12 protein-coding genes are annotated in these 13,159 nt (G+C 66.8%); 6 read left to right on the top strand and 6 right to left on the bottom strand.

Features of this window, described 5'->3' with window-relative positions:
- Positions 1 to 10 precede the first annotated feature (10 nt).
- A complete protein-coding gene (locus ACR9Y6_RS15830; RefSeq protein ID WP_481282151.1) occupies positions 11 to 1,042 on the bottom strand; it encodes a L,D-transpeptidase in 1,032 nt (343 codons plus the stop codon).
- Between the two features lie 29 nt (positions 1,043 to 1,071).
- The gene (locus ACR9Y6_RS15825; protein ID WP_481282150.1) at positions 1,072 to 2,301 is read right to left on the bottom strand and encodes an FAD-dependent oxidoreductase; all 1,230 of its coding nucleotides are present in this window, start codon (positions 2,299 to 2,301) and stop codon (positions 1,072 to 1,074) included.
- A gap of 99 nt (positions 2,302 to 2,400) precedes the next feature.
- On the opposite strand from ACR9Y6_RS15825, the gene ACR9Y6_RS15820 reads away from it, so the two are divergent.
- From ACR9Y6_RS15820 to ACR9Y6_RS15810, 3 genes are read left to right on the top strand one after another with little or no spacing between them, the layout of a single operon-like run.
- Positions 2,401 to 3,060, top strand: coding sequence for a glutathione S-transferase family protein (locus ACR9Y6_RS15820; protein ID WP_481282149.1), 660 nt, complete (start codon positions 2,401 to 2,403; stop codon positions 3,058 to 3,060).
- Positions 3,061 to 3,075: 15 nt separating this feature from the next.
- Entirely contained in the window at positions 3,076 to 3,783 is a 708-nt protein-coding gene (locus ACR9Y6_RS15815) for a DUF899 family protein (RefSeq protein WP_481282148.1), read from the top strand.
- Positions 3,784 to 3,838: 55 nt separating this feature from the next.
- Positions 3,839 to 4,456 carry a helix-turn-helix transcriptional regulator gene (locus ACR9Y6_RS15810; protein WP_481282147.1) on the top strand — a complete coding sequence of 206 codons (618 nt, stop codon included), beginning with the start codon at positions 3,839 to 3,841 and terminating at the stop codon, positions 4,454 to 4,456.
- A 10-nt stretch (positions 4,457 to 4,466) separates the two neighbouring features.
- Here ACR9Y6_RS15810 and ACR9Y6_RS15805 read toward each other — a convergent pair whose 3' ends face one another.
- From ACR9Y6_RS15805 to ACR9Y6_RS15795, 3 genes are all read right to left on the bottom strand, one after another.
- Positions 4,467 to 4,733: a DksA/TraR family C4-type zinc finger protein gene (locus tag ACR9Y6_RS15805; protein WP_306848771.1), complete on the bottom strand. Its 267-nt coding sequence runs from the start codon at positions 4,731 to 4,733 to the stop codon at positions 4,467 to 4,469.
- 95 nt (positions 4,734 to 4,828) lie between these two features.
- The gene (locus ACR9Y6_RS15800; protein WP_481282146.1) at positions 4,829 to 6,181 is read right to left on the bottom strand and encodes an alpha-L-fucosidase; all 1,353 of its coding nucleotides are present in this window, start codon (positions 6,179 to 6,181) and stop codon (positions 4,829 to 4,831) included.
- 209 nt (positions 6,182 to 6,390) lie between these two features.
- A complete protein-coding gene (locus ACR9Y6_RS15795) occupies positions 6,391 to 6,870 on the bottom strand; it encodes a VOC family protein (RefSeq protein WP_481282145.1) in 480 nt (159 codons plus the stop codon).
- A 143-nt stretch (positions 6,871 to 7,013) separates the two neighbouring features.
- Between ACR9Y6_RS15795 and ACR9Y6_RS15790 the strand changes: the two genes are divergently transcribed.
- On the top strand, positions 7,014 to 8,591 hold the full coding sequence (locus ACR9Y6_RS15790; RefSeq protein ID WP_481282144.1) for a DHA2 family efflux MFS transporter permease subunit: 1,578 nt from the start codon (positions 7,014 to 7,016) through the stop codon (positions 8,589 to 8,591).
- Here the strand turns inward: ACR9Y6_RS15790 and ACR9Y6_RS15785 are convergent.
- Complete coding sequence (locus ACR9Y6_RS15785) at positions 8,582 to 9,526, bottom strand: fimbrial protein (protein WP_481282143.1); 945 nt, start codon at positions 9,524 to 9,526, stop codon at positions 8,582 to 8,584. The two genes, ACR9Y6_RS15790 and ACR9Y6_RS15785, sit on opposite strands and share 10 nt — an antisense overlap.
- A 142-nt stretch (positions 9,527 to 9,668) precedes the next feature.
- Here ACR9Y6_RS15785 and ligD point away from each other — a divergent pair, with 142 nt between their 5' ends.
- The gene (gene ligD / locus ACR9Y6_RS15780) at positions 9,669 to 12,215 is read left to right on the top strand and encodes a DNA ligase D (protein WP_481282744.1); all 2,547 of its coding nucleotides are present in this window, start codon (positions 9,669 to 9,671) and stop codon (positions 12,213 to 12,215) included.
- Between the two features lie 47 nt (positions 12,216 to 12,262).
- Positions 12,263 to 13,159: an acyltransferase gene (locus tag ACR9Y6_RS15775; protein ID WP_481282142.1), complete on the top strand. Its 897-nt coding sequence runs from the start codon at positions 12,263 to 12,265 to the stop codon at positions 13,157 to 13,159.

The following is a 13,159-nucleotide window of genomic DNA, read 5'->3' as shown; positions in this document are numbered from 1 at the left end:
GACGCCGCGCTCAGGCGCCGGGAGGGTTCGAGTCGATCACCTGCACCTTCGACCCCGTGCTCGCGGGCTGGATGCTTTCATCGGTCGCGAGAAGCACCGAACCCGGCGACAGCAAGGGCAGCACTTTCTCCATGAACTCACGTGGCACGGCCACGCGATCCACGAGCGCCTCGTCCACCACCTTGCCCGCTTCGTCGCCATGCCCGGGGATGCCGATGGTGATCCAGTTCGGCATCCGCAGGCCCGATCGCTGCGGCGCGTCGGGCATGTAGCCGGAAGCGACGATGAAGGCATGCGTGCCGGCCAGGGGATCGCGCACCTGCACCTGGCTGCGGCCGATCTCGATGCCGTTGCGGAACACGATGACCCGGCCATCGGCCACGCTCAGCACCATGGAGATCGGTCCGGTCGGCGAGGCTTCCGGCGTCCATCGGTAGAGCTGCCCATCGGCCAGCGGTTCGAGGTTCAGGTCGGCGCCATTGCGGGGGTCGATGGGAATCACGGCGGTGGGATGCACCACCGTCACCGGCGCCGTGCCTTCCTCGGCCACCACCACGGTCATGCCCATGTTCGTCGCGTCGAACAGCAGCTTCGCGAACTCGGTCGGCAGGTGCACGCAACCGTGCGATTCCGGATAGCCGGGAAGGCCGCCCGCATGCAGGGCCACGCCATCCCAGGTCAGCCGCTGCTGGTACGGCATGGGCGCGTTGTCGTACTTCTTGGAGTGGTGGTCCTTGTCCTTCTGCAGGATCGTGAACACCCCCGTCGGCGTTTCATAGCCCTTCTTGCCCGTGCTGACCGTGGTCACGCCGATGAGGATACCGTTGCGGTACGCATAGGCCTTCTGCTCGGTGAGGCTCACGATCACCGCCATGGGCCCGGGGGAGGCGCCGCGCCCACCCCATATCCACTCACCGGGCTTCAAGGCCGAGGGAGGGGTATCGGCCGGACTCGACTGCTTCGCGCCCCAGATGGGCACGCTGGCGATGGCCGACGATGCGAGCGAGAGGGACAGCGCGAGGCCGACGAGCAAGCGTTTCATGGGCGGCTCCTGATCCGGATGGCACGAGGTTAATCGGAGCCGGTGTACCCAGGCGAGTATGGATCGTTCGCGATTTGGCCGACGCCATCCTGCGCCGGATGACGCAGTTCTCCCGTGAGGATGCGAAGCATCGGCCCGCGCGCACCCGGGGCACGCCCGATGGGTCCGAACAGCGCGTCGCGGCACCACCCCAGGGCGGTGCGGTCGGACTGGAACAATGGAGTCAGCCAACGACTCATGCGCTGGTACGCGCGAACATGAGCGTGGCGCTCGCGGCGATAGGCATCCAGCGCCACCGCCAGGTCGCTGTGCGAAGCCAGTGCATCCGCAAGCGCGGCGGCGTCGAGCAGCGCCATGTTCACACCCTGGCCGAGCTGCGGGCTCATCGCGTGGGCGGCATCACCGATGACCACGAGCCGGCCATGGTGCGGGCGTGCCAGGACGACATCGCGATAACGTGCCCTCTGTAATTGCCCGGCATGGCCGAAATGCGCCACGTGCGGAGAAAGCTCCGGCCAGATCTCGGCGACCCTGGCCTTCATCGCCGTTACGCCGGCGTCGTCGAAGCGTTCGACGGCTTCGCCGGGCAAGCTGTAGTAGAACGTGATCCAGCGACCCGCGTGCCCCGGGCGCGTTCCCACCGGCAACATGCCGATCATGGAGCGCGTGCCCGCGTAACGCTGGAGCAACCGGTCGGGCTCCGGCCAGTCGTCGATGCGAAGCAGGCTCCAGAGGGCTCCCCAGGGATACAACGCCTGGCGGCGCACGTGCCGCCCGCATCCCCCTCGCAGCACGGAATGCGCGCCGTCGGCGGCAATGACGAGGTCGTAAGGGCCATGGACCTCGCCGTCCGCATCGGCAAGGGTGTGCGCCGTGGCGTCGTATCCCACGATGCGCGTGCCGGTACGGACCCGGGAGGCGCCAGCGTGCGCATCGCGCAGCAGTTCGAAGAGCGCACCCCGCGTCATGCCCAATCCAAAGCAACCTTCGCGTCGGTCGCGATATCGCATGGCCATCACGGCGCGACCCCGCGGCGTGGTGCCGTGCAGTTCCTCTATTCGCTGGCCGAGGGCCAACGCCCGTCCCGCCAAGCCCATGCGCTCCAGGACGGCCAGGCCGGTCGGCTGTAGCAGGAACCCCGCGCCCACCGGGCCGGGCTCCGGGCTTTGCTCGAAAACGGTGATGTCGTGGCCCTGCCCCGACAGCAGGATAGCGCTGGCCTGCCCCGCCGTTCCGTAGCCCGCGATCGCGATCCTCATCCCTGCTCCCTCGGCTTTGCGACAGGATACCAAGTCATGTCGAAACCGCCTCCCGTCGTTCGACGAAAGGGAAAGCCTCCCTCGACCCCAGGTGCACCGATGACCCTGAAGCTCTACGCCCACCCGTTCTCGTCCTACTGCCAGAAAGCCCTGGTGGCCCTCTACGAGAACGGCACGCCGTTCGAATGGAAGCTCCTGTCACCGGAGAATCCCGAGGTTTATGCGGAGTTCGCCGATCTTTGGCCACTGAAGCGGTTCCCGGTCCTGGTCGATGGCCGACGCACCGTCACCGAGGCCAGCACCATCATCGAATACCTGGACCTCCATCACCCCGGCCCGGCGCCGATGCTCCCCGAGGATCGCAAGGCGGCGCTCGAGGTTCGCAACATGGACCGCTTCTTCGACAACTACGTGTCGACGCCGCAGCAACGGATCGTCTTCGACGCATTGCGCCCCGAGGGCAAGCACGACGCGCATGGCGTGGCCGAGGCGCGCGCGATGCTCGACACCGCCTACGCCTGGCTCGACCATCACATGGCCGGCCGCGAATGGGCCACCGGGGACCGCTTCAGCCTGGCCGACTGCGGGGCCGCTCCGTTCCTTTTCTATGCGGACTGGACCCACGCGATCGACGCGCGATTCGCCCACGTGCACGCGTACCGCCGACGCCTGCTCGCCCGCCCCTCGTTTGCCCGCGCCGTCGACGAGGCCCGCGTCTATCGTCCGTTCTTTCCGCTGGGCGCACCCGACCGCGATTGACCGAAGGAGACCGACATGACCGCCCCGACCCTCGTGCCCGCCACCGAACTGGCCGCGCGCAACACGTTCCGCATGCCGAACGAAAGCGCCGAGTATCGCGCGGCGCGCAATGCCCTGCTCGCCGAGGAAATCGAACTGCGCCGGCATATCGAACGCGTGGCCGTGCAGCGCCGCGCCCTCCCGCCCGGCGGCGAGGTGCGCGGCAACTACCGCTTCATCGGCCAACACGGCCCGGTCGATTTCGCCGCGCTGTTCGGCGACAAGTCGACCCTGGTGACGTACAGCTGGATGTTCGGGCCGCAACGCGAGCGCCCCTGCCCGATGTGCACCTCCTTGCTCAGCGCCTGGGACGGCGAAGCCCGCGACATGGAGCAGAACGTCGCCCTGGCGGTCATCGCGCGGTCGCCATACGAACGCATGCAGGCCTTCGCACGTGAGCGCGGCTGGCGGCACCTGAAGCTCTATTCGGACGCCAACGGCGAGTTCAGCCGCGACTACCACGCGATCGGCAAGGAAGGCGGCGACGAGCCCGCCCTCAACGTCTATACCCGGCGCGACGGGGTGATCCGCCACTTCTGGGCTGGCGAGATGGGCTTCGAGACAGCCGACCCCGGCGAAGACCCGCGTGGCGCGCCCGACCTCATGCCCTTGTGGACGGTGATCGACTGCACGCCGGAAGGACGCAAGCCCACCTGGTACCCCAGCCTGGACTATCCGGGCTGACGACACAAAACGTCCAGGCTGGACTTGGTGTATCGACGCGGGGATCATGCCGTGCATGGCCGATCACCTTTCCACCTTCGTCCCGGTCGCCGATGCGATCGCCGCCCTGCTCCGTCCGCATGCGGAGGTGGTGATCCACGACCTGGCGACCGGCACCATCCGTCACATCGCCAATCGCCTGTCCCGCCGCGAACCGGGCGACGCGTCGTTGACCGATGCCGATGGCGTCATGTCGCTGGATACGCCGGTCATCGGTCCCTATGCGAAGACCAACGGGGACGGGCGCTCGCTCAAGTCGGTAACGGCCGTCGTGCGCGATGGCCGGCGCAAGCCCGTGGGGCTGCTCTGCATCAATCTGGACGTGAGCATGTTCGAAACCCTGCAATCGGTCTCGAGGGAATTCCTTCGCTTCGCCGACACCAGCGAGAGGCCGTCGGCGCTTTTTCGCGGCGATTGGCGCGAAGAGATCAACGATGTCGTCGGCCAGTTCCTGGTCGACCGCGGCACCACGCTCGCGGCGATGAGCCTCGCCGATCGCGAAGCGGTCGTCGGGGCGCTGGAATCCCGCGGCCTTTTCGACGTGCGCAATGCCGTGGCGTACATCACCCAACTCCTGGGCCTGTCCCGCGCCACCTTGTACAAGACGCTCAAGGCGGTGCGGGAGGCCTCGTGAGTCCGCGCCGTCAACGCAGCTGGCTGTCCTTGCTCCCGCGGCGGTTGTAGCCGGCGAACGCCGCTTCCTCGCGATCGGCCGCTTCCTGGCACACCACGCACAACCGCACGCCGGGTACCGCCTTACGGCGTGCCTCGGGTATCGGCTTGTCGCACTCCTCGCAGCGCTCCAGGCTCGGCCCTTTCGCAAGGCGGCTACGGGCGCGCTTCACCGCGTCGTCCACGGTGGCATCGATCTGGTCCTGCACGGCGGTATCGCCCGCCCATCCGGTTGCCATGGGTCACCTCCCGGCGCGTTGGCTCAGGCGCAAGAACATGGTGGCAAGTCTTTGGTTTTAAAGGCGTGAAGCGCCGCTCCTACGGCGCTTCGGCGTCAGCCGGCCACCCTCGGTTCATCGTACAAACCGAACTCCGTGATACCCGGCTGCCTTCCGGCAACGCTGAGCCTGACGCGTTTCGCCGTCGTACGCGCCACCTCGTGGAACTGGTAGTGCGCGGGCTTCGTGCCGGAGACCACCTCCACCCACGCACCGTCGCGTTCGACTTCCACCTTGTACGACGCGATGCGGCTCGTATCGCCATAGTCCTCGTCGTGCAGCGGTTCCACGATGGACAAGGTATTGAACGACACCGGCGCATCGAAGCGCACCTCGATCCAACCCTCGTTCTTGCCGCGATCGGCAAGCCAGTAGGTGCGGAAGTTATCGTCGAACGCCTGGTCCGGGCCCACGGCTTCATCGCTCGCACTGGCCCATGCCGGCTTGCCGGCGGCGAGGTCGGGCGTGGTGATCGTCACCGAGCGGCCGATCTTCGCCGCGGGCCCTTCGTTCTTCCATAGCGTGCCGATCTCGGCCAGCCGCGCCACGGCGTTGTCGTCGAAACGGCCGTCACGGTTCGGCGCCACGTTGAGGATGAGGTTGCAGTGGTTGTCGTTGAACGGCTTCAGCCATTCCTCGACGATGGTCTTCGCCGACGCAAGTTCCGAGGTGGGATAGGCCTTCTTCCAGAACCAGTCGCTCTGCAAGGTCGTGCCCGATTGCGAAGGCACGGGACTGTCCGGCGGGATCTTCTGCCCTGCGTGTTGCTCGTACTGCTTGATGTCGGTGTAGTAGAGCGCCGTGCCGGGATAGCTGCCCGCGTTGTGGTCGGTGAGCAGGCAGTCCGGCTGCAGCGACTTCACCAGGTCGTAGATCTCGCGATACGGCAACTCGGCGTACGAGATGCGCGACCAGGATGCGTTCCAGCCATCGAGGATCAACGCGGTGAGCGGGCCGTAGTTCGTCAGCAATTCGGTGATCTGCGCCTTGATCAGCGCGATCTTCTCCGGCGTGACCGTGCGCGCGCGGATGTCCTGGCGCAGGTCGAGGATGGAGAAGTACAAGCAGACCTTGAGTCCCGCCTTGCGGAACGAATCGACGTAGCGGCGCACGACATCGTGCGGGTACGAGGATTGCATGATGTTGGCGCTGCCGGTCCGCGTCGGCCACAGGCAGAAGCCGTCATGATGCTTGGTGGTGAGGCAGGCGTAGCCCATGTGGGCGGACTTCGCGGCACGCGCCCACTGGTCGGTGTCGAGGTGCTTCGGATCGAACAGCTTCGGCGACAGCGCGGGATCGCCCCACTCCCGTTCCTCGAAAGTGGCGAGGTTCAAGTGGATGAACATGCCGAAGCGGAGATCGAGAAAGGCCTGCTGCAGGGCCAGGAGGCGATCCGGATCCACTGCCACGCGATCCCTCGCCAAGGGTGAAGGCGTCGCCGCCATCGTCCTTACCGCAGGCCAGAGGCCACTGCTGAAGGCGCCCGCCGCGGCCAACGCCTTCGCGAACTCTCGTCGATTCAATGGACCCACTCCCCGGTTGGCGTGACGTTCGACTCTCGCCGCGTGGGCAGTTCATGTCAACGCGACCGCGTCACACCACCGGGCATGCGCGACGATCAGGTCGCCGCCGCCTTCATCGCGGCGATGTCGAGCTTGGTCATGTGCATCAGGGCGGCGACGGAGCCGGGGTTTTGCACCAACTCCTCGATATTCTCCGGGATCACCTGCCACGACAGGCCGTACTTGTCCTTCAGCCAACCGCAGGCCTGGGCGCGCGGATCGCCCCCCGCCGATAGCTTCTCCCAGAAATGGTCGATCTCGGCCTGATCGTGGCAGTGGACGACGAGGGAAACCGCCTCGGTGAACTTGAACGTCGGCCCGCCGTTGAGCGCGGTGATGGGTTGGCCGTCCAGTTCGAAGGCGACCGTCATCACCGAGCCCTCCGGCCGGCCCGAAACCGCCGATACTTCCTTGGAATAACGTGTCGTGCCGACCACCCGCGAATGGGGGAAGATCGAGACATAGTGATTGGCGGCTTCCTCGGCCTCGGTGTCGAACCAGAGGAATGGCGTGATGCGCTGGAAACGATGGGACATGGGGAGTCTCCTGAGTCCGGTGGGCTCGAGCGGGCCGGGGAGCGGCCTTTCACCCATTCGTCGAACGGGGACACGCCAGATCGACAATGCCCGGGTGGGGCCATGCAAGGCGTCACCCCCGTCGACGCGCTAGGCTGCCCGCCATGACCCTTCCGAACCCCTACCCCGACGAGCGCGCGGCCGGCGAGGATGCCGTCGATTGCGGCGACGCCGCACGCCGCTGGACCCTCGTCGCCGCCATCGTCGGCTCGGGCATGGCCTTCGTCGACGGCACGATCGTCAATGTCGCCTTGCCGGCCATCCAGAAAGCCCTGGACGCCACGACGGCGGACGCGCAATGGGTGATGGAAGCCTATGCCCTGCTTCTATCCGCCTTGCTGTTGGTCGGTGGCGTGCTCGGTGACCGCTTCGGACGCCGTCGCGTGTTCATGATCGGCACGGCGGTATTCACACTGGCTTCGCTGGTTTGCGCGGGAGCACCGGGCATAGCCGCCCTTATCGGCGGGCGCGCCATACAAGGGTTCGGTGCCGCCCTCCTCGTACCCGGCAGCCTCGCGCTCATCAGCAGTGCGTTTCCCAAGGAGCGGCGGGGCGCCGCCATCGGCACCTGGTCCGCCTTCAGCGGTATCACGGCGGCGGCCGGGCCGGTGCTCGGCGGATACCTGGTCGAGCATGTGTCCTGGCACTGGGCCTTCCTGATCAACCTGCCGCTCGGCGTGGCACTCGTGGCGATATGCTGGTGGCGGGTACCCGAGAGCCGTGGCGGTCTCGCCAGTGGCCAACTCGACATCGGCGGCGCCGTCCTGGCGACATCGGGGCTGGCAGGCGTCGTCTTCGCACTGATCGAAGGACCGCTGCGCGGATGGTCCGCCCCGTCGGTCGCCGGCGCCGCCTGCGTGGGCGTGGCGGCACTTGTCGCCTTCATCCTGGTGGAACGCCGCACGAGCACGCCGATGTTGCCGCTGCGCCTGTTCCGCAACCGCGATTTCTCGGCGGCCAACGCACTCACGCTGCTGCTGTACGCGGCGCTCGGCGGGAGCCTGTTCTTCATCCCACTGAACCTGATCCAGGTGCAAGGCTACGGCGCGACCGGCGCGGGCGCCTCCTTGCTGCCCGTGATCGTGATCATGTTCGCCCTGTCGCGCTGGACCGGCCAACTGGTCGACCACGTCGGCGCCCGGCTGCCGTTGATGGTGGGGCCGCTCGTGGCCGCCGCCGGCTTTGGCCTGTACGCGCTGCCCGGCGTCGGTGCAAGCTATTGGACGACGTTCTTTCCGGCCAGCTGCGTGCTCGGCTTGGGCATGAGCATCGTCGTCGCTCCTCTCACCACCACGGTGATGAATGCCCTCGATCCCTCGTTGGCCGGCACCGCTTCGGGCATCAACAACGCGATATCGCGCACCGCGGGGTTACTCGCCATCGCGGTGTTCGGCGTGGTGTTGACCGAAGTGTTCAATGCCACGCTGGATACCCGGTTGGCGACGTTGAACCTGGATGGCGACACCGTGCACGGCATCGTGACGCAACGCGCCAAGCTGGCCGGCATTCAAGTCGCGAACGCCGACGCGCGCCGTGTGATCGGGGAATCCTTCGTAGCGGGTTTCCGTGCGGTCATGCTTTTTTCGGCGGGCCTGTCGGTACTCTCGGCCCTGGTGGCGGCGCTCGGCCTGAGCCGCAGGCAGCCGGTCAGCGCCTCTGCCGACGGCGAGCTTCAACGATAGGCGACATTCACGGTGACACTCGCATTCGCGGAGCCTGGGGCGATGGGCTTTCCGGTCGTGCGATAGCGGGCCCGGAAGCCATAATTCCGGCCTTCCTGCACCGCGCCCAGGATGAGCGGAGCGGCGCTGTTGGGAATGGCCTGGGCATCGGGATCGTCGCTGCGAAGTTCCACGGCGACACCCGTCGCGGCACCGTTGCCGGTGAGCTTGAACAGGGTGGCATCGGCCTCGTCCGCCGCGCCGGCGAAGGTCAGGAGTATCTGGGTGGCGTTCGTGCATCCCGTGGCGACCAGTTGCTGCGTGGCCCAATGACTGCTTCCGGCCACGGCGAGGGTGCCGCCTTCGACGTTGCCGATCGGGAAGACCAGTCGGCGCGAGGCGAAAGCACAGGTGGGCCGCTGCGGCTCTACGCGCGCGTCGAGCAAGTCGGTCCATACCTGGGCTTGGCCGTCGTAACCGGCCCGGGCCAGGGTGCCCCGCGTCAGGGACCCTCCTTCGAGGATCGGCCCCGTCTTGACGAGTTGCACGGTGAACCGCGCGTTGCTCAGCTTGCCGTCGAAAATCCAAGGAATGTGCGAGCTATACGGCACGACCAGGTCACCCTGGCCGCTATGGTGGAACTGGATACGAATACCGACGCCGGGCACATTGGTGTCGTAGATTCCGTCTCCCAGGGCGCTGGGAGTCGTGAAAACACCCAGGCTGGCGGTACGTGTCGGCTTGACGCATTTGAAGCCGGGGGAATCCCAACCGGTGGTGACGCGTTCCGCGAGCACGGTTCGCGGTGCCGCATCCACCGCCGCCTCGACGGTACCGAAGGAAAGCGGTTGCGGCGTGCCCTGCGACGGATGGCCCAGGCATCCCGCCTGCGATGGGCCCACCGCGAGCAGGAGGGCGGTGGCAACGAAGAACCGGTACGTGGACGGCGAGGGCATGGGGCGGGTTCCCTGGGGGACAGATGTCCTGGAAGTCTGCCCACCGGCCAACACGCATCCCATACGACGAATCTGAAAATGCGATGACAACGCGCGGCCGCATTGCACGGTGCGTTCACCCGGCCTCGCCAACCATCGGCGCATGACCCTGCAGGACTACCGCCGCAAGCGAAACTTCGCGAAGACCCGCGAACCCGCGCCGGACGATTCCGCCCTCGGCGGCGGCCGCGCCATCTTCGTGGTGCAGCTGCACCACGCCTCACGCCGGCACTTCGATTTTCGCCTCCAGGTGGGCGACGTGCTGCGTAGCTGGGCGGTGCCCAAGGGGCCAAGCTACGACCCCAGGGTGAAACGGCTGGCGGTGGAAGTGGAAGACCATCCCGTGTCCTATGCCAGCTTCGAAGGCGACATCGAGGAAGGATACGGGAAGGGACACGTCGACCTGTTCGATCGTGGCGTATGGGCTACGCGAGGCGACGCCGAGGCACAGATCCGCAAGGGCCATCTCACCTTCGAACTGTTCGGCAAGCGGCTCAAGGGCGAGTGGCACCTCGTGCGTGGCGCGAAGAAGGAGCGGCAGCCCGCGTGGTTCCTGATCAAGGCGGACGATGCCTACGCGGGCGACGTGGAAGCGGACGACCTGCTGGACGCGAAGATGCGCGAAAGCACACGCCGCGCGGCGACGACACCCGGGCTGCGCGCGGCGGCGAAGAAATCCACGTCGCGCAGGAAAGCGCCACCGAAGGCACGCAAGGTGTCGGCCGCCACGCTTGCCAAGGCGGCGGCCGCGCTGGATGGCGCCCGCAAGGCACGAGCCAGCGCCGACTTCTTCGCGCCGCAGCTCGCCCGTCTTCGCGAGTCACCGCCACAGGGCGACGGCTGGTTGCACGAGGTGAAGTGGGATGGTTACCGCATCCTCACGGGCGTGGCCAAGGGCAAGGCGATGCTCTGGTCGCGCAACGCCCTGCCCTGGAACGATCGCCTTCCGGAAATCGTCGCGGCCATCGAAAGCCTCGGCCTGGACAGCCTGCGGCTGGACGGCGAACTGATCGCGATCGATGCGCGGGGGCGCAGCGATTTCAACGCCCTGCAACGCACCTTGTCGGGCGAAGCGCAGGCACCGCTGGTGTACATGCTGTTCGACCTGCCCTACCTGGAGGGTTACGACCTCACCCGCGTGCCGTTGTCCCAACGCAAGGCACTGCTCGAACGCCTGCTCGCGCACGCACCCGCGCACCTCGCCTATAGCGGACACCAGGTCGGCCACGGCGACGACGTGTTCGCCATGGCGATGGAACAGAAGCTGGAGGGCATCATCTCCAAGCGCGCGGATGGCGGTTATCACGCCGGGCGCAGTGACGACTGGCAGAAGATCAAGCGGCTCGAAAGCGATGAATTCGCCGTGGTCGGTTACACGCCGGCGAAAGGTTCCCGCCTGGTCTTCGGGTCGCTGCTGCTGGCCCGCCCGGATGCCGAAGGCGGCTGGACCTATGTCGGCCGTGTCGGCACCGGCTTCACGGACGAAATGCTGCGCGCGCTCGGCGAAACGCTGGCGAAGGGTGGAACGAAGGAGCCGACGGTGAAGATCGTGCAGGTCGATCCTACCCTGCGCGGTGCGCTCTGGGTGCCACCGACGGCGGTCGCGGAGGTCTATTACCGTGGCATCGGCAACCAGAACCTGCTGCGCCAGCCTAGCCTGAAGGCGTTGCGCGTCGACAAGTCGCCGGCGGACCTGCGCGATTCCGACCGCACCGCGCCGGCGCCCGCGAAGAAGAAGGCGAAGGCCAGGGGAGCTCCGGCCAGGGCGAGCGCCGATGCGATCGTCATCACCCATCCCGATCGCGTGGTCTTCCCAGACGATGGAATCACCAAGCAGGACGTGGTGGATTACTACCGGACCGTCATGCCCTGGATGCTTCCGGCGATCGCCGACCGGCCCACCTCGACCATCCGTTGCCCGCGCGGCATCGGTTCGCCCTGTTTCTTCCAGAAGCACGTGATGGCCGGCCTGGAGCACGTGGGTACGGCGAAACTGAAAGAGGAAACGGGTGCGCAGGCGGTGTACCTGTATCCGCGTGACGAGGCGGGCATGATCGAACTCGTCCAGTTCGGCGCGGTGGAATTCCACCCATGGGGCTCCCACGTGGACTCGCCCGACCTGGCCGACCGCGTGGTGTTCGACCTCGATCCCGGCGACGACGTGGACTGGCGGCGAGTGGTCGCGGCGGCGCGCATGGTACGGGGATTCCTCGATGAACTCGGGCTGGTCTCCTTCTTGCGCACCACCGGCGGCAAGGGACTCCATGTGGTCGTTCCGCTCAATCCCGGCGCCGATTGGGACACCGTGAAGACGTTCGCCCGTGGCTTCGCGGAAGCGATGGCGGCGCTGCATCCGCTGGAATTCGTGGCGACCGCGACCAAGCGCTTCCGGCGCGGGAAGATCTACGTGGACTACCTGCGCAACGGGCGCGGCGCCACGGCGGTGGCCTCGTATTCCCTGCGATCACGCCCGGGGGCGCCGGTGGCGGTTCCCTTGCGCTGGGAGGAATTGGGCCGAGTCAGATCCGGCAACGCGTTCGACCTTCGCAACGTACCGAAGCGCCTGGCGCGGTTGAAGAAGGATCCCTGGGACGGGATGGACAAGGTCCGCCAGGACCTGGCCTCGGTGAACGAGAAGCTGGGTGCCTGACCCTCCGCGCGCTGTAGACTCGGCATCCCACCCCCACCTGCCCGTCCATGTTCGCAAAACTCCCCGTCTTCCTGCGCGTCCCCCTTGCCTGCATCTTGCTGTTCGTCAGCACGGTATGCCACGTGCTGCCGCTGTTCGTCGTGACGGGGTTGCGCCTGATCGTCCCGCTGGCCTCGCTGCGCCGCTCCATCGGTGCCGTGCTGGTGTGGATCGCGGAAAGCTGGCTGGGATTCAACGGCTGGCTGTTCGGCGCGTTCACGCGTACGCGCTGGCAGGTGGAAGGCATCGAGAACCTCGGCCGGCGTGAGAATTATCTGGTGGTGTGCAACCACCAAAGCTGGGTCGACATCCCCGCGTTGCAGAAGATCTTCAACCGCCGGATTCCGTTCATGCGCTTTTTCCTGAAGAGCGAACTCATCTGGGTGCCCTTGCTCGGGCCGGCATGGTGGGCCCTCGATTTCCCGTTCATGAAGCGCCATTCGCGGCAGCAACTCGAAGCGCGGCCGGAACTGCGCGGCAAGGACCGCGAAGCCACCCGCCGCGCCTGCGAGAAATTCCGGCACCTGCCGGTATCGATCATGAACTTCACTGAAGGCACCCGGTTCACCCCGGCCAAGCACGACGCGCAGAAATCGCCGTACACCCACCTCCTTCGTCCGAAGGCCGGTGGCGTGGCCTTCGTGATCGACGCCATGGGCGACGCGATCCGCCAGGTGCTCGATGTCACCATCGTGTACCCCGGCGGCCCGAGCACCATGATGGACATGATCGCCGGCCGGATCCGCGAGATCCGCATCCATGTTCGCCGCCTGCCGATCCTGCCGTCGCTGCGTGGCGACTATGAAAACGACGACGCGTTCCGCGAACGCTTCCAGGCCTGGGTGAACCAGCTATGGGCCGAGAAAGACGCGCGCATCGCGGCCATGCTGGCAAAGCCCCTGTAA

Source organism: Luteibacter sp. TLI7-4A (assembly GCF_056754745.1).
This window is presented reverse-complemented; position numbering and strand designations above follow the sequence as displayed.